The organism is Pseudomonas frederiksbergensis (assembly GCF_017114915.1).
GTDB lineage: Bacteria > Pseudomonadota > Gammaproteobacteria > Pseudomonadales > Pseudomonadaceae > Aquipseudomonas > Aquipseudomonas frederiksbergensis_I.
The window spans coordinates 66293-85506 of the sequence record NZ_JAAUOE010000026.1 but is presented as its reverse complement, the minus strand read 5'-3'; the positions used below and the strand labels follow the sequence as shown (position 1 = coordinate 85506).

Annotated in this window: 13 protein-coding genes; 7 read left to right on the top strand and 6 right to left on the bottom strand. The window is 61.4% G+C overall.

The window, feature by feature from the left end; translation table 11 throughout:
* Window positions 1–76: 76 nt before the first annotated feature.
* A complete protein-coding gene (locus tag HCU66_RS18660) occupies window positions 77–5731 on the bottom strand; it encodes a retention module-containing protein (protein WP_205889862.1) in 5655 nt (1884 codons plus the stop codon).
* Between the two features lie 485 nt (window positions 5732–6216).
* Here HCU66_RS18660 and HCU66_RS18655 point away from each other — a divergent pair, with 485 nt between their 5' ends.
* From HCU66_RS18655 to HCU66_RS18645, 3 genes are read left to right on the top strand one after another with little or no spacing between them, the layout of a single operon-like run.
* The gene (locus HCU66_RS18655; RefSeq protein WP_205889861.1) at window positions 6217–7575 is read left to right on the top strand and encodes a TolC family outer membrane protein; all 1359 of its coding nucleotides are present in this window, start codon (window positions 6217–6219) and stop codon (window positions 7573–7575) included.
* A 33-nt stretch (window positions 7576–7608) separates the two neighbouring features.
* Window positions 7609–9768 carry a type I secretion system permease/ATPase gene (locus HCU66_RS18650; protein ID WP_205889860.1) on the top strand — a complete coding sequence of 720 codons (2160 nt, stop codon included), beginning with the start codon at window positions 7609–7611 and terminating at the stop codon, window positions 9766–9768.
* A gap of 9 nt (window positions 9769–9777) precedes the next feature.
* On the top strand, window positions 9778–11133 hold the full coding sequence (locus HCU66_RS18645; protein ID WP_205889859.1) for an HlyD family type I secretion periplasmic adaptor subunit: 1356 nt from the start codon (window positions 9778–9780) through the stop codon (window positions 11131–11133).
* Window positions 11134–11376: 243 nt separating this feature from the next.
* Here the strand turns inward: HCU66_RS18645 and HCU66_RS18640 are convergent, their stop codons facing one another.
* Window positions 11377–11973 (bottom strand): tRNA-uridine aminocarboxypropyltransferase, encoded by a 597-nt coding sequence (locus HCU66_RS18640; protein WP_205889858.1) that lies wholly within the window; start codon window positions 11971–11973, stop codon window positions 11377–11379.
* Window positions 11974–11977: 4 nt separating this feature from the next.
* Complete coding sequence (locus tag HCU66_RS18635) at window positions 11978–12871, bottom strand: LysR family transcriptional regulator (RefSeq protein WP_105339913.1); 894 nt, start codon at window positions 12869–12871, stop codon at window positions 11978–11980.
* Window positions 12872–13175: 304 nt separating this feature from the next.
* Between HCU66_RS18635 and speB the strand changes: the two genes are divergently transcribed.
* The 4 genes from speB to HCU66_RS18615 all read left to right on the top strand — a co-directional run bounded on the left by speB (window position 13176) and on the right by HCU66_RS18615 (window position 16780).
* A complete protein-coding gene (gene speB, locus HCU66_RS18630; protein WP_205889857.1) occupies window positions 13176–14126 on the top strand; it encodes an agmatinase in 951 nt (316 codons plus the stop codon).
* Between the two features lie 163 nt (window positions 14127–14289).
* Window positions 14290–15669: a sodium:solute symporter family protein gene (locus HCU66_RS18625; protein WP_205889856.1), complete on the top strand. Its 1380-nt coding sequence runs from the start codon at window positions 14290–14292 to the stop codon at window positions 15667–15669.
* Window positions 15670–15754: 85 nt separating this feature from the next.
* Window positions 15755–16480 carry an MBL fold metallo-hydrolase gene (locus HCU66_RS18620; RefSeq protein ID WP_205889855.1) on the top strand — a complete coding sequence of 242 codons (726 nt, stop codon included), beginning with the start codon at window positions 15755–15757 and terminating at the stop codon, window positions 16478–16480.
* A gap of 51 nt (window positions 16481–16531) precedes the next feature.
* Window positions 16532–16780 (top strand): acyl carrier protein, encoded by a 249-nt coding sequence (locus HCU66_RS18615; protein ID WP_205889854.1) that lies wholly within the window; start codon window positions 16532–16534, stop codon window positions 16778–16780.
* A gap of 176 nt (window positions 16781–16956) precedes the next feature.
* Here the strand turns inward: HCU66_RS18615 and HCU66_RS27325 are convergent, their stop codons facing one another.
* The 3 genes from HCU66_RS27325 to HCU66_RS18605 form a co-directional block, all read right to left on the bottom strand.
* Window positions 16957–17085 (bottom strand): PA1414 family protein, encoded by a 129-nt coding sequence (locus HCU66_RS27325; protein WP_277397066.1) that lies wholly within the window; start codon window positions 17083–17085, stop codon window positions 16957–16959.
* Between the two features lie 140 nt (window positions 17086–17225).
* Window positions 17226–18158 (bottom strand): EamA family transporter, encoded by a 933-nt coding sequence (locus HCU66_RS18610; RefSeq protein WP_205889853.1) that lies wholly within the window; start codon window positions 18156–18158, stop codon window positions 17226–17228.
* A gap of 25 nt (window positions 18159–18183) precedes the next feature.
* The gene (locus HCU66_RS18605) at window positions 18184–19020 is read right to left on the bottom strand and encodes a CvfB family protein (protein WP_205889852.1); all 837 of its coding nucleotides are present in this window, start codon (window positions 19018–19020) and stop codon (window positions 18184–18186) included.
* Window positions 19021–19214 lie beyond the last annotated feature (194 nt).

Here is a 19214-nt window from a genome sequence, read left to right as displayed (position 1 = left end):
GCATTCCCACGCAGAGCGTGGGAACGATCAACCCGCCATTCCTTCTCACAGGGATGGCGGGTTTTGTCGTTTCAGATCACACCGTATCCACCTTCAACGAATGATCATTCAACATGCCATTGATGATCGTCGCCGTATCCGCGCCCCCCGCAATCACCCCACCCGCACCCGGTGTGACGCCGTAATGACTGGCCAGGTTCACGCCGGCCAGATCGATGGTCTGGCTCGGCGTGGCGCCGGCCATGCTGCTGATGTCGATGCTGGTGATCACCGACGCGCCGCTGCCGCTGACGGTGAAGTGCAGGTAGTCGTCCAGCGACGCGGCAGTGCCGTTTTCCCCTTGCAGCAGTTGCGACAGGTCGAGTTTATCGGTGCCAGGGGTGAAGTCAGTGATGAGGTCGTGGCCGCTGTTGCCTTTGAGCCACTGGAAGGTGTCGGCGCCGCTGCCGCCGGTGAGGGTGTTGTTGCCCAGGCCGCCGATCAGGATGTCGTCGCCGCCTCCGCCGCTGAGCACATCGTTGCCCAATCCGCCGTTGATGAGGTTGCTGTTGTTGTCGCCCGTGAGGCTGTCGTTGAAGGTCGAGCCGGTGAGATTTTCGATGGCGGTCAGGGTATCCGTGCCCGCGCCGACGGTGTTTTGCGCGCCGAGCAGGCCCAGGCTCACCGTCACCCCGGCGCTGGCATGGGCGTAGCTGGCGGTGTCGTTGCCGGTGCCGCCGTCGAGCAGGTCGTTGCCCGGCCCGCTGAACAGCAGATCATTGCCGGCGCCGCCGTGCATCTCGTTGTTGCCTGAACCGCCGGTGAGCAGGTCATTGCCGTCGCCGGCATTGAGGATGTTGTTGCCGCTGCCGGCCACCAGTACGTCATCGCCCGAGGTGCCGGTCAGCGTATGGCCGTCCTGATAGGTGATGTTCACCGCCGCGCTGTCGCTGCCGCCGTGGTTGTCATTGGCCGTATAGGTGCCGTGGAAATCCGGGGTGCTGTCCTGGGCTCCGGCGTAGTTGATGGTCATGGTCAGCTGGTAGTTTTCCGCCCCCTTGCCGCTGTTGCCCGGACCACCGTTGTCGATGTTGGTGATGTGGATCTGGTACATGCCGTCCGCCGTGGCGGTGAGGGTCTGGCCGTCGGCGAGCGCCATGTAGGCACCGCCGTTGACCGAGTACTCCATCGTGATGCGACCGGCCGCCAGGTTGTGGTCCAGGTTGAGGGTTTCACCCTGTTTGAGGTTGACGGTGATGCGGTCCTCATCATTGGTGTTGTTGGCATTGACCGACCCCAGTGCCCCGCTGACCACCAGCATCGCCGTCATGGCCGCGGTGTTGGCGACGAATGCGCTGCGGGCGATGGTCACGGCCTGGACGTTGTTGCCGGTGAAGCTGAAGTTCGGGTTGGTGCCGGTGAAGTCCGCGCCCTTGACCGTCCAGCCGGTGTTGAAGGTGGTCGGCGATGCCGTGAGCGCGTCGCCATTGATGTCGGTGTCGTTGGCCAGCAGCAATTCCGCCGGCAGCACAATGCTGCCCGACAGCACGTTGGTGATGATGTGGTCATCCACCGCCACCGGTGGCGTATTTGGAATCACGTTGACCGTCAGTGTTGAGCTGATGAGGTCGCCGTCGTTATCACTGGCGGTGAAGCCGATGTTTTCGGTGATCAGCACGGCCGTGGTTGTCTGCGAGGTGTAGGTGTACTCGCCGGTGTCGAGGTTCACCAGCAGCGTGCCGCTGTTGGTGGTGGCGACGCTCAGGGTGTTGTCGGCGGTGTTGAAGGTGCCGTGGTTGGCGCCGCCGCTGAAGTTCAGCGAGCCCTGATTGCTGTTGGCTTTGGGGTCATAGGTGTAGGTGGTGCCGTCGATCGTGAGGGATTTGATGAAGCCGCCATCGGCGCCGAACGTACCGCCCTCGCCCAGCAGCGAACCGGTGACCGGCGCGCCTTGCACAGTGCCCGAGAGTACCGAGTTGAGTTGATTGAGGTCGGTCACCACCACGGCATTGGTGTCGGTGTGCGTGCTGCCGTCATAGGCCACCGGATCGAGGCTGGCATTATTGACGCCGCTGCCCAGGCCGATGGCGTAGTTCTTGATGTCATTGGCATCGAGGAAGGCTTTGAGCGCCACCTCGTCCGCGGGGCCGATGTCGCCTTCGTTGGGTTTGCCATCGGAGAAGAAGTAGCCGACGTTCTGCGCCCCGGTGAGTTTGCCCCAGGTGTCGAACGCGGTTTGCATCGTCGCCACGGCCGCGTCGTAGTTGGTCCCGCCGTCCGCCGTCAGCGTCGCGATGATCGACTTGGCCGTTGCCACATCGACCCACACCGAGGTCTGGTCGGTGGCACTGCCGCTGAAGGTAACGATCTGCACCTTCACGTCGCCAAGGTCGTCGTACTTGTCGAGCAATGCGCTGATCGCCTGCTTGGCCAGTTCCAGCCGCGACAGGCCCGATACACCGGAGGCGTCATCCATGCTGCCGGACACATCGATCACCAGCAGCAGGTTGGAGTCGATCTGCATCGCGGGCACCGAACGGTCCGAGGCGACGGCTTTGGGCGCGTCATCGACGATGCTGACCACCAGGGTGCCGGTGGTGCTGTTGCCCACCGAATCGGTGGCGGCGTAGGTGAAGTTTTCGCTCAGGGTGTTCGCGCCATCGTTGGCGTTGGGCGATGTTTTCGGCGCCGAGGTCAGGGTGTAGGTATAGCTGCCATCCGGGTTGAGCAGGATTTGCCCGTAGGTTCCGGTGGCGCTGCCGATCAGGGTGTACGTGATCGCGCCCGTGGCGCCAGTGATGGCGCCGGCCAGCGTTCCGGAGCCGGTTTCACCGGTGTTGCCAGGTTCGCTGCCGGTGACCGTGCCCGCTGCCAGGTCCTGACCGTCCCTGGTCAGATCCAGCGCCTTTTCATAGACGGTCACGTCGGTATCGGGAACCACCTCGAGGCAACTGTTGTGCACGTCGATGGTGATGGTGGCGGTGCTTTCATCACCATCGGCATCGCGCACGGTGTAGGTGAACACATCCGTGGCGCCCGGTTCACCAACCGAGTTCGGGTTGCTGTGGTACACGGCGTTGCCGTTGGCCTCCAGTGTGAGATAGCCGTAGGTGCCGTTGATGTGCGTGTTCAAGCCACCGATGGCCGAGGTCGAGGTGTCACTGCCGGCGCGCACGCCGACCACCGCGCCACCCGGCGCAGGGCCGTCGGCGCCGAGTACATCGTTGTGCAGCACATTCCCGCTGACCGTACCGCCCTCCACCACCGAGGCGGAATCGCAGTGAGCCGTTGGAACGTCATCGACGATGTTGATCACGATGGTGCTGGTGACGCTGTTGCCCAGGGAGTCGGTGGCCTGATAGGTGAAACTTTCGCTCAGGGTGTTCGGCCCGTCGTTGGCATTGGGCGTAGTCGCTGGTGGGGAAGTCAGGGTGTAGGTATAGGAACCGTCGGCGTTGATCAGGATTTGCCCGTAGGTGCCGGTGGCGTTGCCGACCAGGGTATAAGTGATCGCGCCCGTGGCGCCGGTGACGGCGCCGACCAAGGTGCCGCTGGCGGTTTCACCGGGGTCGCCAGGCTCGCTGCCGATGACGGTGCCCGCTGCCAGGTCCTGGCCGTCCTTGATCAAATCCAGCGCCTTTTCGTCAACCGTCACGTCGGTATCGGTGGCCGCTACGAGGGTGCAGTCGGCCACGTTAATGGTGATCGTCGTAGTGCTTTCATCGCCGTCGGCATCGCGCACGGTGTAGGTGAACACATCTGTGGCGCCCGGGGCGCTGACCGAGTTCGGGTTGCTGTAATAGACGGCGTTGCCATCGGCATCCAGCGTGAGATAGCCGTAAGTGCCGTTGATTTGCGTGTTCAAGCCGCCGATGGCCGAGGTCGAGGTGTCGCTGCCGGCGCGCACGCCGACCACCGCGCCACCCAGTGCCGGACCGTCGGCCCCGGCGATGTCGTTGCCCAGCACGTTACCCGCGACCGTCGCGCCCTCGGCCACTGAGGCGTGATCGGGGTTGGCGGTGGGCACGTCATCGACGATGTTGACGTTGATCTGGCCCAACGCCGTGCTGCCGTCGACGTCAGTGGCGACGACGTCGAGGTGCTCGGTGAGGCTGTTGGTGCCGTCGGCGTTCGGGTGGGTTTCGTTATCCGCCAGGGTGTAGCGGTAGCTGACCACGCCGGTCGCACTGTCGTAACCGGTGACGGTCAGCGTGCTGCCGAGCGGGGTGACGATCGACTGCGGGAAGCCTGCGACCACACCGCTGGTGATCAGCGCAATGCCGCCCACGGTCAGGGTTTGCAATCCATCGAGGGCGGTGACGGTGAAGGTGCCGCTCTGGGTCAGGGCCGGTGTGTTGGGGCTGCTGCCGTCGCTGAGGTTTTTCTCGTAGACGGTGAGTTCGCCGCCATTGGCGTCAAGGCCATCGATGACCACCGGATCGTTGTTGTTGTGAATCTCCAGCACCAGGTTCGCGGTGCTGGTATCGCCGTCGGCATCCGTCAGGGTGTAGGTGAAGGTTTCCGTGGCGTTGCCGCCGCCGTGCAAGGCTTTGAAGTCGGCGTCGCTGGTGTTCAGGGTGTAGGTGTACGTGCCATTGGGGTTGAGCACCAGGGTGCCATAAGTCCCGTTGAACGTTCCGCCGATAATCGGCCCGCTGTCGGGGCCGGTGGCAATGCGATCGGCGCCCTGGATGTCGTTGGCCAGCACAGTGCCGTTCAACGTCAGCAAGGTTTGCGAGGCGGTATGGGCATTGGAATCGTCGATAGCCTTGGGCACATCGTCGGTGATATTGACGTCCAGCGAACCGGTCGCGGTATCGCCATTGCTGTCACTCGCGACCACGGTGAACTGTTCGCTGAAGCTGTTGGTGCCGTCGCCGGCCGAGTGCGTTTCGTTGCCGACCAGGGTGTAGCTGTAACTGACCACCCCAGTGGCCGGGTTGTAGCCGGTGATCGTCAGGGTGTTGCCCAGTTGAGTGGTGATCGACTGTGGAAAACCGATGGGCACCCCGCCACTGATCACGTTGATCCCGCCAATGCTCAGGCTGGTCAGCCCGTCGGGTGCAGACACCGTGAAGGTGCTGTTCTGAGTCAGCGCCCCCGGGTTACTGGCCGAACCGTCCGCCAGGTTGGCTTCATTGAGGGTCAGTTCGCCGCCCGCCACCGATAGGCCGGTGAGGGTAACCGGGTTATTCGGCGCGTCCACGGCAAACGGCGCAACGATGCCTTTATCGCCGTTGTCCGGCGCAGCGTCCCGGCGCTCCAGGGGGATTTCGGGAATACCATTGAAGCCCGCGGTGGGGAAACCAATGGTGGGATCGACCCGCCCGCCCACTTCCTCCAGCATGACAAAACTGTGGCCGCCCCCCAGCGCGCCAGGCGCGCCCGTTGCACCCGGTCCGGCGGCGGTGGCTTCAGCGGTCTGGGTCGGGTCGGAGCCGGCGGCAATGGCTTTTTGCAGTTGCTCGACATCGGTCAGTTGCGCCTGGCTGGGCGTCACTGCATCGGCGGTCTCCACGTGCGGCACCTGATGCGCCAGTAACTGGGCGGTCATTTGCAGGCTGCTGTCACGCCCCAGGGTCAGCTCCTGGCCGTTTTGCAGCTGCACCGCCACCGCGCCTTCGGCCCCGGTGACCAGTTGCTCGCCGGCAAACAGCCGATCGCCCTCGACCAGAGTACGTCGGGTGCCATCACCCGCCACGGCGTATACCTGACCGATGACCTTACTGACGATACCGATGAGCGTTGCCATGTGCATTCCTCCGCTGCCGATCACCGCCGGCGCTGGTCTGCGAAGCTCGCCCATGGCTCAACCGGGTTGCCGGGTGACGCTCGCACCTCGGCAGTTCGTTCGCAAGCCTTGCAGTGCAGCAGGCCTGCGAGCGCTACGTAACGTTGGTGAATCACCTGAGTGACAAAAAAATGTCGCTCAAAACCCGTTACGCGTCCCTCCCCTTCAGCATGACTCCGCTGTATGTCGCAAAGTGAGTGGAATTTTCTTCAAGCCTGTCCGTGCTCCAAAAGGCGCATAAAACAAAGGCTTTCGAGTTGAACAATGTGCCGGATTTTACGGAGTACATAAGTTTTTTTTGGCATACACCTTATGAAAAATTTTTCTTAGCTACGCTTCAGGATGTTCTTAGCTCTGTTGTTACAGGCATGAAACGGTTTCACCTAATAACATCGTCAAATATTTGGCGACTGCCAAGCGCCATCAGGAATCAGGGAGATGCACCCATGCGCGTTTTAACCCCCCTTTGCAGTGCGGTTCTGCTGGCCATGGCCTGCACTTCTCAGGCTCAGGCGATGTCATTGACCGAGGCGATCCAGAGCACCATCGCGACCCACCCGGAACTGGCGTCGCGGGTCGATGCCCGGCTCTCGGCCGACGAGCAGGTTAAAGTCGCCAAAGGGGGCTTTTATCCATCGGTGGATTTGAACGCCGCCTATGGGCGCGGCTACAGCGACAACACCACCACGCGGGCGCAGGGCAATCACCATACTGAAATCCTGAACTACACCCAGTCGGAACTGCGTCTGCGGCAGATGCTGTTCGACGGTTTCAACACCGCCAACGAGGTCGCGCGCACCAAAGGCGTGGTCAACTCGCGGGCCTATTACGCTCAAGGCACCGCCCAGGACCTGGCCCTGCGCACCGTCGAGGTGTACCTGGAAGTGCTCAAGCGCCGCGAACTGGTGACCCTGGCCAAGAACAACCTGCAAGCGCACATGCGGGTCAATGATCAGATCAGCCTGCGTACCCAGCGTGGGGTCGGCAGCAACGCCGACTCTGACCAGTCCACCGCTCGCCGGGCACTGGCGCAAAACAACCTCGACACCGCCGAAGTCGATCTGGCCGATGCCGAGGCAAATTTCTACAGCGTCGTGGGGCGCATGCCCGATGAACTCGAAGCGCCGCCATCGACCCGCGGCGAATTGCCCGCCACCCTGCCCGAAGCCCAGCAGATCATGGTGGAAAACAACCCGTACCTGAAATCCGCCCAGGCCGACATCCAATCAGCCGAAAGCCAGTATGAGGTCGCCAAGTCGCCGTTCTACCCACGCTTCGACGCCGAAGCGGCGGTGGGCGCGAACAATAATATTCAGGGCGACGAAGGCCACGACAACGAATGGCGGGTGGGCGTGGTGATGAATTACAACCTGTTCCGTGGCGGCAGCGACAAGGCCCGGCTGGCCTCCAACGCACACCAGATCAACCAGGCACTGGACATCCGCAACAACGCCCTGCGTCAGCTCAACGAGAACATTCACCTGGCCTGGAACGCCATGGTCAACGCCAAGAAACAAACCCCGACCGCCCGTGAATACGCCGAGACCACCACCCGTGTGCGCGCTGCGTATCAGGATCAGTTCGGTCTTGGCCAACGGACCCTGCTCGACTTGCTCGACAGTGAAAACGAGCTCTACAACGCCAACCGCCGCTACACCGAAGTGCGCTACACCGAGGAGTTCTCGATGTACCGCGTGCTGGCGAACATGGGTCAGTTGCTGAGCAAACAACGGGTGGTGCTGCCCGCCGATGCGATCGCCGCCACCGAAGTGAAAAACGAAGCTCGCTTGCCTGAATTGAAATAGCTCAAATGAAGTAGCTCAACAGGAGCGCTCACTGTGACCAGCATGGAAACCGGCAACACGGCTGTCGATCCGCGCCTGAGCTTCGATGATCCGCTTCTGGACGGTCTGTTAATCCTCTGCAAACTCCACGGCGCGACGGTCAGTCGCGCCAGCCTGAGTGCCGGGCTGCCAATGGCACACCATCGTTTGAGCCTGGACCTGCTGCCCCGCGCAGCGGCCCGGGCCAGTTTGCAGGCGCGGGTGCTGCGCCGTGAGCTGACGGACATTTCTGCGCTCAACCTGCCGGTGATGCTGATCCTCAACCATGGCCGTTGCGCAGTCTTGCGCCGCTTCGGCGATGACGGCCAGGCGTTGATTCTGCCGAGCGAAGCCGACGGCGGAGAACAGTGGGTCAGCACGGACGAGCTGGCCGCCCACTACAGCGGCCAGGCGTTGTTCGCCCGGCCGCGGCATGAACTCGAAGATTTGCGCGCACCGTTGGTACCACGGGTCGAGGCGTGGTTTCGCGACACGTTGAAGTTGTCGAAGTGGCTGTACAGCGACGCGATTCTGGCGAGTTTTCTGATCAACCTGCTGGGCCTGATGGTGCCGCTGTTCGTGATGCAGACCTACGACCGGGTGGTGCCGAACCAGGCCACCTCGACTTTGTGGGTGCTGTCGATCGGCTTGCTGATCGGCACCGGTTTCGAACTGGTGCTGCGGGTGGTTCGCGCCCACTTGCTGGACACCGCCGGGAAGAAAACCGATGTGATTCTTTCGGCGACCCTGTTCGAACGCATCACTGGCATGGCGATGAAAGCGCGGCCGGCGACCATCGGTGGTTTCGCCCAGAGCATTCATGACTTTCAGGGCCTGCGGGAATTTCTCACCGCCGTCACGCTGACCAGCCTGATCGACCTGCCCTTCGCCGTACTGATGCTGGTGGTGATCGGCCTGCTCGGCGGCTGGCTGGTGGTGATTCCGCTGTTGGCGTTCCCCATCACGATCCTCTTCGCCATGGTGATTCAGGCACGGCTGCGCGACACCGTGCAGAAAAGCTTGAGCCTGGGCGCCGAACGTCAAGCCTTGCTGATCGAAACCCTCGGCGGCCTGGAAACCCTCAAGGCCTGCAGCGCCGAGAGCGAACGCCAGCACAAATGGGAAAGCACCCACGGCGCCCTCACCCGTCTCGACAGCCATGCGCGCAACCTCTCGGCGCTGGCCACCAACGGCACGCTGTTCATTCAACAATTCTCCGGCATGGCGACCATCGTCGCCGGGGTCTACAGCATCATCGCTGGCAACCTCAGCGTTGGTGCGCTGGTGGCGACCTACATGCTCGGCAGCCGCGTGCTCGCGCCGCTGGGGCAAATCGCCGGGCTGATCACCCGTTATCAGCAAGCACAACTGACCATGAAAAGCACCGATGCGCTGATGTCGTTGCCGCAAGAACGTGACGCCAAACAGCGGCCGTTGGAGCGCACGCAATTGCAAGGCGCCCTCGACGTCAGCGGTGTGACGTTCCACTACAACGGCCAGAACGCGCCGGCCCTGGCCAACGTCAGCTTCAGCCTGAAACCCGGCGAGCGGATCGGCATCATCGGCCGCAGCGGTTCGGGCAAAAGCACGCTGGCGCGGTTGGTGATGGGGTTCTATGCGCCGGAAGAAGGCCAGTTGCTGCTCGATGGCCTGGACCTGCGGCAACTGGACGTCGCCGACCTGCGCCAACAGATCGGCTACGTCGCCCACGACCTGCCGCTGCTGGCCGGCAGCCTGCGCGACAACCTGACCCTCGGCGCCCATTACATCAGCGATGCCCGAATGCTTGAAGTCGCTGAGCTGACCGGCGTGACCGAACTCGCGCGGCAGCATCCACAAGGTTTTGATCGGCCAGTAGGCGAGCGTGGTCAGTTGCTGTCGGGCGGGCAACGGCAAGCGGTATTGCTGGCGCGGGCCTTGTTGCTCGACCCGCCGATCATGCTGCTCGACGAGCCCACCAGCGCCATGGACAACAGCAGCGAAGACGTCCTGCGGCAAAAACTCCACGGCTGGGTCCAGGGCAAAACCGTGCTGCTGGTCACCCACCGCACTTCGATGCTCAGCCTGGTGGACCGGTTGCTGGTGCTGGACAACGGGCGGATCGTCGCCGACGGCCCGAAAGAAGCGGTGATCGATGCATTGCGCAAGGGCCGCGTTGGCTCTGCGGCGGTTTAGGAGTTGCCCATGTCTGCGGATCAAGGTTCCCGTGGCTACTTCAACAGTTTCGGCAAAAGCGCCGAAGTCGAATTCATGCCGGAAACCGCCGGCGCCTCGTTGCAGGATTCGCCGCGCTGGTCGCGGATCACCGTGTGGCTGGCGGCGGCGCTGCTGATCACTGCGCTGGTGTGGGCAAAGTTCGCCGTGTTGCAGGAAGTGACCACGGGCGAAGGCAAGGCGATTCCGTCGAGCAAGATTCAGGTGATCCAGAACCTGGAAGGCGGCATCGTCACGGAAATTTTCGTGCGCGAAGGGCAAATGGTGAACAAGGGCGACACCTTGTTGCGTCTGGATGACACGCGCTTCCTGTCGAACAAGGGGGAAAGCGAAGCGGATCGCTATGCGTTGACCGCGCAGGTCGAACGGTTGTCCGCCGAGGCCGAAGGCCGGCCCTTCACGCTGTCCCCGGAAGTGATCGCCAAAGCCCCGCAAGTGGCCGAAGACGAACGCTCGCTGTACGAACAACGCCAGCGTCGACTGGCCAGCGAACAGCGCACCTTGACCGAACAACTGCGGCAAAAAACCCAGGAGCTGGCGGAATTCCGCTCCAAACAGGGGCAATTCAGTTCCAGCCTGGCGCTGCTGCAACAAGAGATGAACATGTCGGCGCCGCTGGTGGGCACCGGGGCGGTTTCGCCGGTGGAAATCCTGCGACTCAAACGCAGCGCGGTGGAAATCCGCGGCTCGCTGAACGCCACGACCCTGGCGATTCCCCGGGCGGAAGCGGCGATCAATGAGATCAAAAGCAAGATCGACGAGTCCGAACAATCCTTCCGCTCGGATGCGGCCAAAGAGTTGAATGAGAAACGCACCGAGCTGTCGAAAATCACCGCCACGAGCATTGCCATCGACGACCGCGTGACGCGCACCACCGTGGTGTCGCCGGTTCACGGCGTGATCAAGGTGCTGAAGGTCAATACCATCGGCGGCGTGGTTCAGCCGGGCAGCGACATGGTGGAAATCGTGCCGCTGGAAGACAACCTGCTGATCGAAGCCAAGGTCCGGCCTCAAGACGTGGCGTTCCTGCACCCGGGCCAGAAAGCCATGGTCAAGTTCAGCGCATATGACTACACGATTTATGGCGGGTTGAGTGCCAAGCTGGAGTTGATCGGGGCGGACACCATCACCGATGACAAGGGCAACAGCTTTTATCTGATTCAGGTCAGGACCGATAAAAATCACTTGGGCGGGGATCTGAAACCGCTGCTGATCATTCCGGGGATGGTGGCGACGGTGGACATTATTACCGGGGAGAAAAGCGTGCTGGATTACCTGCTCAAACCGGTGCTGAAAGCGCGGACCGAGGCGATGCGCGAGCGGTAGTNCCGCTGCTGATCATTCCGGGGATGGTGGCGACGGTGGACATTATTACCGGGGAGAAAAGCGTGCTGGATTACCTGCTCAAACCGGTGCTGAAAGCGCGGACCGAGGCGATGCGCGAGCGGTAGTTTGTGATCGTTCCCACGCGCAGCAAAGGAATGCCGCCCGGGACGCTCCGCGTCCCTTCCAGGATGTGACGCAGAGCGTCACTGGATGCATTTCCCACGCAGAGCGTGGGAACGATCACTATCTCGGCCCATGATTACGCTGAAAAACCTCCTCCCCCATCGCCGCAATCTGCCCCTCGATCAACGCCTCGAACGGCTTTAACAGCGGCTCGAAACTGCTCGGCGCTTCGAGGGTCTGCAACGCCTGCACAATCGCCTCCACTGTCGACAGCGCCCCCGGCCCCGGCGCCTTGCGCAGGCGATAACGCGACACCCCGCCTTCGGCCAAGGTCACCCTGGGCAACGCCGCCAACAACGGATTGAGGTGCAGCATTTTGCGCGCCTTACGCCAGGTGCCGTCCGGAACCACCAGCAGCAGCGGCTCATCATTGGCGGTGTAGGCCTGCATCGGCTGTGCATCCTCGCCAGGAAACAGCAGCCGCGCTTGATAGCCCGGCTGATTCAACAGCGCCGGCAAATCCTCGAACACCTCGCCCACAATCAACTTGGCATTGTTCAATCCCAGCGCCGCCAACCGTGCGGTATTCAGCGCATGGTTCACTTCGCTCGGATGCTGAAGCAGCAACACCCGAGTGCGGCTGTCGAGGCAAGGGATCAACGGACACAAACAGTGAGTTTGCGGACGCAGACAACGCGGGCACTGGATTCTGGACATTTTCTTAAGCCTGATTGAGCTGTGCTTTGAGCAAGTCGCGGAAAGTCTGGATCAGCGGTTCACGGCTGCGGCCACGGCGCACGATCATCGAAAACGGTGCCTGATAACCGAAGGTCGCCGGCAGCAGCACGCGCAAATCACCCTTGTCCACCCAAGCCTGGGCGTAGTGCTCCGGCAGGTAACCGATGTAGGCGCCGGACAGCACCAGAATCAGCTGGGCCTCCATACTTTCCACCGTCGCCGCACTGTGTTTGAAACCGTGGCGGGCCAGTTCGGCCTGGCTCCAATAGCCTCGGCCGACCATGCGCTGCTGGGTGATGACTTGCTCGGGAATGCGCCGCTCGGTGAACAGCGGGTGACGACTGCTGCAATACAGCCAGTGTTGCTCGCGGTAGAGCGGCATGTAGACCAGACCGCTCATGCGTGTGGAAAAGGCACCGATGGCCAGGTCGAGGCGGTTGTCCTGCACGCCGAGTTGCAGTTCGTAAGGGCTCATGACCGATAGATGCAAGTGCACCGCCGGGTGTTCCTGACTGTAGGCACCGATGGCTTCGGCGAACGGCAAGGCCTTATCGCTGACGGTGGAGTCGATCACCCCCAGGTTCAACGTACCGCGCAGCTCGCCTTTGAGGGCCGCGGCGTACTGTTCGAAACCTTCGAGCTCGGCCAATAGACGCAGGGTTTCCTGATGGAACAGCTCACCCTTGCTGGTCAGGCTGAAACCACCGCGCCCGCGATGGCACAGCACCAGGCCCAGCGCCGCTTCGAGCTGGCTCATGTAGGTGCTGATGGCCGAAGTCGAGAGGTTGAGCTCGTGCTGGGCGTTGGCGAACCCCTGATGACGGACCACGCTGACGAAAATGCGCAATAGTTTCAGGTCGGGTAAAGCGTTGGCCATGGTTACTCCATAGATCGTTCCCACGCTCTGCGTGGGAATGCCGCCCGTGACGCTCTGCGTCACATACTCGGAACAGCTGGACGCGGAGCGTCCGTGGATGCATTCCCACGCAGAGCGTGGGAATGATCACGGGAAAGAGTCTATCGCCGCCATCGCCATTAGTTTAGAAAAATCTGAACTAAGTATTTGCCCGTAGCGATTCTTCCCCGCCACTGCATTTCGCAGAATCGGCCACAGCGGTGCCTGTCTCTCCCCGAGACCGTGCAACCGACATAAATAAAACAACGACGATGAGGCCTTACCCGTGGACAAGATTCTTCACCAACCACTGGGCGGCAACGAAATGCCGCGCTTCGGCGGCATCGCCACCATGCTGCGACTTCCCCATTTGCCATCCGCTGCCGGCCTGGACGCTGCCTTTATCGGTATCCCGCTGGACATCGGCACGTCCCTACGCCCCGGCACCCGTTTCGGGCCGCGTGAAATCCGTGCTGAATCGGTGATGATCCGTCCGTACAACATGGCCACCGGCGCTGCGCCGTTCGACTCGCTGTCGGTGGCCGACATCGGTGACGTGGCGATCAACACCTTCAACCTGCTGGACGCCGTGCGGATCATCGAAGAGGCCTACGACACTATCCTCGAACACGATGTGATTCCCCTGACCCTGGGCGGCGATCACACCATCACCCTGCCGATCCTGCGTGCCATCCACAAAAAGCACGGCAAGGTCGGCCTGGTGCACATCGACGCTCACGCCGATGTGAACGATCACATGTTCGGCGAGAAAATCGCCCACGGCACCACCTTCCGTCGCGCGGTAGAAGAAGGTCTTCTGGATTGCGACCGTGTAGTGCAAATTGGCCTGCGGGCTCAGGGTTACACCGCTGATGACTTCAACTGGAGCCGCAATCAAGGCTTCCGTGTGGTTCAGGCTGAAGAATGCTGGCACAAATCCCTGGCGCCGCTGATGGCCGAAGTGCGCGAGAAAGTCGGCGACGGTCCGGTGTATCTGAGTTTCGATATCGACGGTATCGATCCGGCCTGGGCACCAGGCACCGGCACCCCGGAAATCGGCGGTCTGACGACCATTCAGGCGATCGAGATCGTACGTGGCTGCCAAGGCCTCGACTTGGTCGGCTGCGATTTGGTAGAAGTCTCGCCAGCGTACGACACCACCGGCAACACCTCGCTGCTGGGCGCCAACCTGTTGTACGAAATGCTCTGCGCACTGCCAGGCGTGGCCCATCGCTGAGCGAACGTGCCGCCGCCGAGCCGGTGTCGTGCATCTCGTGTTTGGCCTCACGGATTCGCTCGGTAAACCGGCGTTCCGACAAGCCCCCTCGCCATAATTAAGTGTTCCATCACATCACTGCTTTCAGCCTCACCATAAAAAAAACAATCGGAGACACGCCATCATGGCTTTGGATTTATTCGTCGTTCTCATATACGCCGCCGCGATGCTGGTGCTCGGCTACTTCGGCATGCGCAAGGCCAAGACCAACGAAGACTACCTGGTCGCCGGTCGTAACCTCGGCCCGACCCTGTACATGGGCACCATGGCCGCGACCGTGCTGGGGGGCGCGTCCACCGTTGGCACCGTGCGCTTGGGCTACGTCCATGGCATTTCCGGTTTCTGGCTATGCGCCGCACTGGGTTGCGGGATCGTCGCGCTGAACCTGTTCCTCGCCAAACCGCTGCTGAAGCTGAAAATCTACACCGTCACTCAGGTGCTGGAAAAACGCTACAACCCGATGGCCCGCTCGGCGAGCGCGGCGATCATGCTGGCCTATGCGCTGATGATCGGCGTGACCTCGATCCTCGCCATCGGCACCGTGCTGCAGGTGCTGTTCGGTCTGCCATTCTGGATCTCAGTACTGCTCGGCGGTGGCGTGGTGGTGGCCTACTCGGCGATCGGCGGCATGTGGTCGCTGACCCTGACCGACATCGTCCAGTTCGTGATCAAGACCGTGGGCCTGATGTTCATCCTGTTGCCGATCTGCCTGTACCGCGTCGGCGGCTGGGATGAGTTGGTGATGAAACTGCCGGCCGCCGCCTTCAGCTTCACCACCATCGGCTGGGACACCATCATCACCTACTTCATGATCTACTTCTTCGGCATCCTGATCGGTCAGGACATCTGGCAACGGGTGTTCACGGTCAAGACCGCCAAAGTCGCGCAGTACGCCGGTACCTTCGCGGGCATCTACTGCATCCTTTACGGCCTGGCCTGCGCCCTGATTGGCATGGCGGCACACGTGCTGATCCCGGACCTGGACAACGTCAACAACGCCTTCGCCGCCATCGTCAAACTGTCCCTGCCCGATGGCATTCGTGGCCTGGTGATCGCTGCGGCCCTGGCTGCCATGATGTCCACCGCCAGCGCCGGTCTGCTCGCCGCATCCACCACCCTGACCGAAGACCTGCTGCCGAAGCTGCGTGGCGGTAAACCATCGAGCCTGGGGATCAACCGCCTGTTCACCCTGCTGACCGGCCTTGTCGTGCTGGGCATCGCACTGGTGGTCAACGACGTGATCAGCGCCCTGACCCTGGCCTACAACCTGTTGGTGGGCGGCATGCTGATCCCGCTGATCGGCGCGATCTTCTGGAAACGCGCCACCACCGCCGGCGCCATCGCCAGCATGGGCCTGGGCTTTGCCACCGCACTGGTGTTCATGGTCAAGGACGGCATGGACGCCAACACCCCGATCTACTACAGCCTCGGCGTGGGCCTGGTGAGTTTCGTGGCGGTCAGCCTGCTGTCCCGTCGCCCGGCACCGGTGGCGAGCGCCGCCTAAGCTTGAACATGACGACTTGATGCTTTCTTCGACGGGTGTGGCGTCGGTTGCCACACCCGTTTTTTTCGTCCGGAGAAAACCTTTGATGAAGATTGTTTCTCGCGATCAGTGGTTCGAGGTCAAACAGCTCAGCGATGGCATCCGCCTGATTCACGAGCCTTACATTCGGCCCTTCTACCGCTGCAACCTCTGGCACATTCAGGGCCGCGACAAGGACTTGCTGCTGGACAGCGGGTCCGGGCTGGTCAGCCTGCGCGAGCAATTGCCTTGGCTCACCGAACGGCCGCTGGTGGCGGTGGCCAGCCATTGTCATTTCGATCATATCGCCGGTCATCACGAGTTCCCCGAACGGCTGGTGCACCGGGCCGAAGCACAGATCCTCGCAGAACCCGACGGCGACAATACCTTGAGCAAGGCATTTGTCGGTGACGACATGTTCGAGGCGCATCCCGATCGCCCCTTGTGCTACGCCGAATACCGGGTCAGGGCCGCACCGGCCACGGGCTTTATCGAAGAAGGCGACGTACTCGATCTCGGTAATCGGGTCCTGCAAGTACTGCACACGCCGGGTCATTCCCCAGGCGGAATCAGCCTGTTCGAGGCGGCGACCGGAACCCTGTTCAGCGGCGACATCATTTACGACGGGCCGCTGATTGAAAACGTCTACCACTCCAACCTCGACGACTACGCCCGCAGCCTGCAACGCTTGCGCACAATGCCGATCCGCACGGTGCACGGCGGGCATTTCGGGAGTTTTTCCGGGGAATATTTACGCACGATGATTGACGAATGGCAGCGCCGACACGCCTGAAGCCTGCTGTACTCAACACCAGGGATCTCATAACGCCCTCGAAGAAGGACCATGAAAAGAGCCGCCGTTCGTGCTGCCGTGCATCGCCTTATCAGCCACCTGCTGGAAAATCAGGATGACTTCGACGACAACACCAGCCTGGTGCAGTTGGGGCTGGATAAAGAAGATATCCAAGAGCTGATCTTCCGTCTGGAGGATCAGCTGGGATTGACGGCATTCACCGCCGAAGAAGACCGGATGCTCAAGACGGCCAGGACGGCGAATGATTTGAGCCGGTTTTTGATTGAGATCGGGCGGTAATGAAACGGATTGCCAGATACACCTGATGGTCCGAATGAACCTCTGTGGCGAGGGAGTGGCCGCCGCGTCTCCGACGCTGCGGCCGCGCTCAACCTGACCCACCTGAGTGGCGATGAATGGGACCGTTGCGCGCCCCAGCGGGAGCAAGCTCCCTCGCCACAGGTGATTTGCCGGGCTTAGCGGCGGCGCTGTTGGCTCCGACGTTGTTCGTCGTCAGTGCGAATAGGCACGGGTTGCAGAGGCGGTTCAATCAAACCGAGTGCGACACCCAGGTCATGCAGCCAGTTTTGGATTTTCTCTTTCATGATGCCCCCCTTCAGGGTAGTGCCGAGCGGCCGAAGTTCTGTAGCCCCTTCGCACTGATAATAGTCCGAAGTCCTACGCAATGCTCGCCCAAGATCGCAATGATCTGTTACTAAATTGATCCAGATCCCGCACCGCCCAGTCAGGGTTGCCCAAGTACTTTGCGCAAACGACGGCGGACCCACTGCTCTGCACTCACAAAAGTGATCCCGAGTAAAACCAGCACCGCACCGATCACGAAGTTCAGGCTCAGTTCTTCACCCAGCAGCACCACGCCGAACGTGACGCCGAACAGGGGCGTCATGAACGAAAACACCGCCAGGTTCGCCGCCAGATAACGGCGCAGCAGCCAGAACCAGGTCAGGTAACTGAAGAACGACACCACCAATCCCTGGAACAGCACGCTGGCCACCGCCACGGTTGTCAGGCTGACATGGGTGACCTGACCACTGAGCATCGCGATCAGCAGCAGGCCGACGAAGCCGACGATCAGTTGATAAAACAGGGTCAGGGTCACCGGCGCTTCCGACAGACGCGAGGCGCGCACCACCACGGTAGTCGCACCCCAGGATGCGCCAGCCAACACACCCAAGGCATCGCCCATCAACATGCGGCGGTCGAGATTGTCCCAGGACACGCCACCGGCAAACGCAATGGCAATGCCGACGAAGGCGAGAATAATCCCCAGCCACTGCACCGGTCTTAAGCGCTCACTCGGCAACAGCCAATGCACGCCCAATGCGGTGAAAATCGGCGCAGTGTAGAGAAACACCGACATGTGCGCCGCTGTGGTCAGTTGCAAGCCTTCGGCAATGAACAAGAACTCCAGGCCAAACAGCGCGCCAGCCAGCAAACCGCCGCGCCAGGTAGCACCGACCTGATCCCAGCCGCCCTTCCAGCAGATCAGCAGTCCTACGAGCAACGCGGAAATACCCGACCGCCCCGCCGCCTGCATGACTGGTGCGATGTCCGGTGCCGCCCATTTGATCATGACCTGTTGCACGCCCCAGATCAGGCACAACCCGACCATCACTTGCAGGGCAAATCCATCGGCGCTACGCCGGGTGGCGCTCACCGGAACACCTCGACAACACAATTCATCAGCTGAGTTCGATACGATCGGCGTGAATGACGATCTGGCCGTTCTTGTACAACGCACCGATGGCCTTTTTGAAGTTACCCTTGCTGACGCCGAACATACTGCTGATCAACGTCGGGTCGCTCTTGTCACTGACTGGCAGGGTGCCGTTGTTGTCGCGCAACTTGGCGAGAATCTTCGAGTTCAGACTGGTGGCGGCGGCTTCGCCCACCGGTTGCAGGCTCAGGCTGATCTTGCCGTCGGCGCGGACTTCTTTGATAAAGCCCTTCTCTTGTTTACCGGCACGCATGAACTTGAAGATTTCGTTCTTGTGGATCAGGCCCCAGTGCTTGTTGTTGATGATCGCCTTGAAACCCATATCGGTCGCTTCGGCCACCAGCAAATCGACTTCCTGGCCCGGGGTGTAATTGGCCGGGGTCTTGTCCAGGTAGCGATCCAGACGCGCCGTCGCGGTGATGCGTCGCGTGTGTTTGTCGAGGTAGACATGCACCACGACATACTCGCCGGCCTTCATCTGGCGCTTTTCTTCGGAAAACGGCAGCAGCAGATCCTTCGGCAACCCCCAATCCAGGAACACACCGATACTATTGACTTCAACAACTTTCAAACTGGCGAATTCACCGACTTGAACTTTCGGCTTTTCGGTCGTGGCGATAAGTTTGTCATCGCTGTCCAGATAAATAAAAACGTTGAGCCAGTCTTCATCTTCGCTGGGAATATCCTTGGGGATATAACGATTAGGCAGAAGGATTTCGCCATCCGCGCCACCGTCCAGATATAAACCGAAGTTAGTGTGTTTAACCACTTGCAAACTGTTGTAACGCCCGACTAAAGCCATTTCCAATACCCTCATTGCGTGGGCGGCATTCTACCCGGTTTTGCGGGCGGCGTTCGGCGACCGGCCAGGTGGTGCCGAAAAATCCGCGGTGGCCCTTGATTTTCCTGGGGTTTGGCGGATGCATCCGGCCGCTCGTCAGGCCGATGGGAGGGTCAGCGCCTTGGCCAGCCTCTGGGCAAAGCGCTATTTTCCAC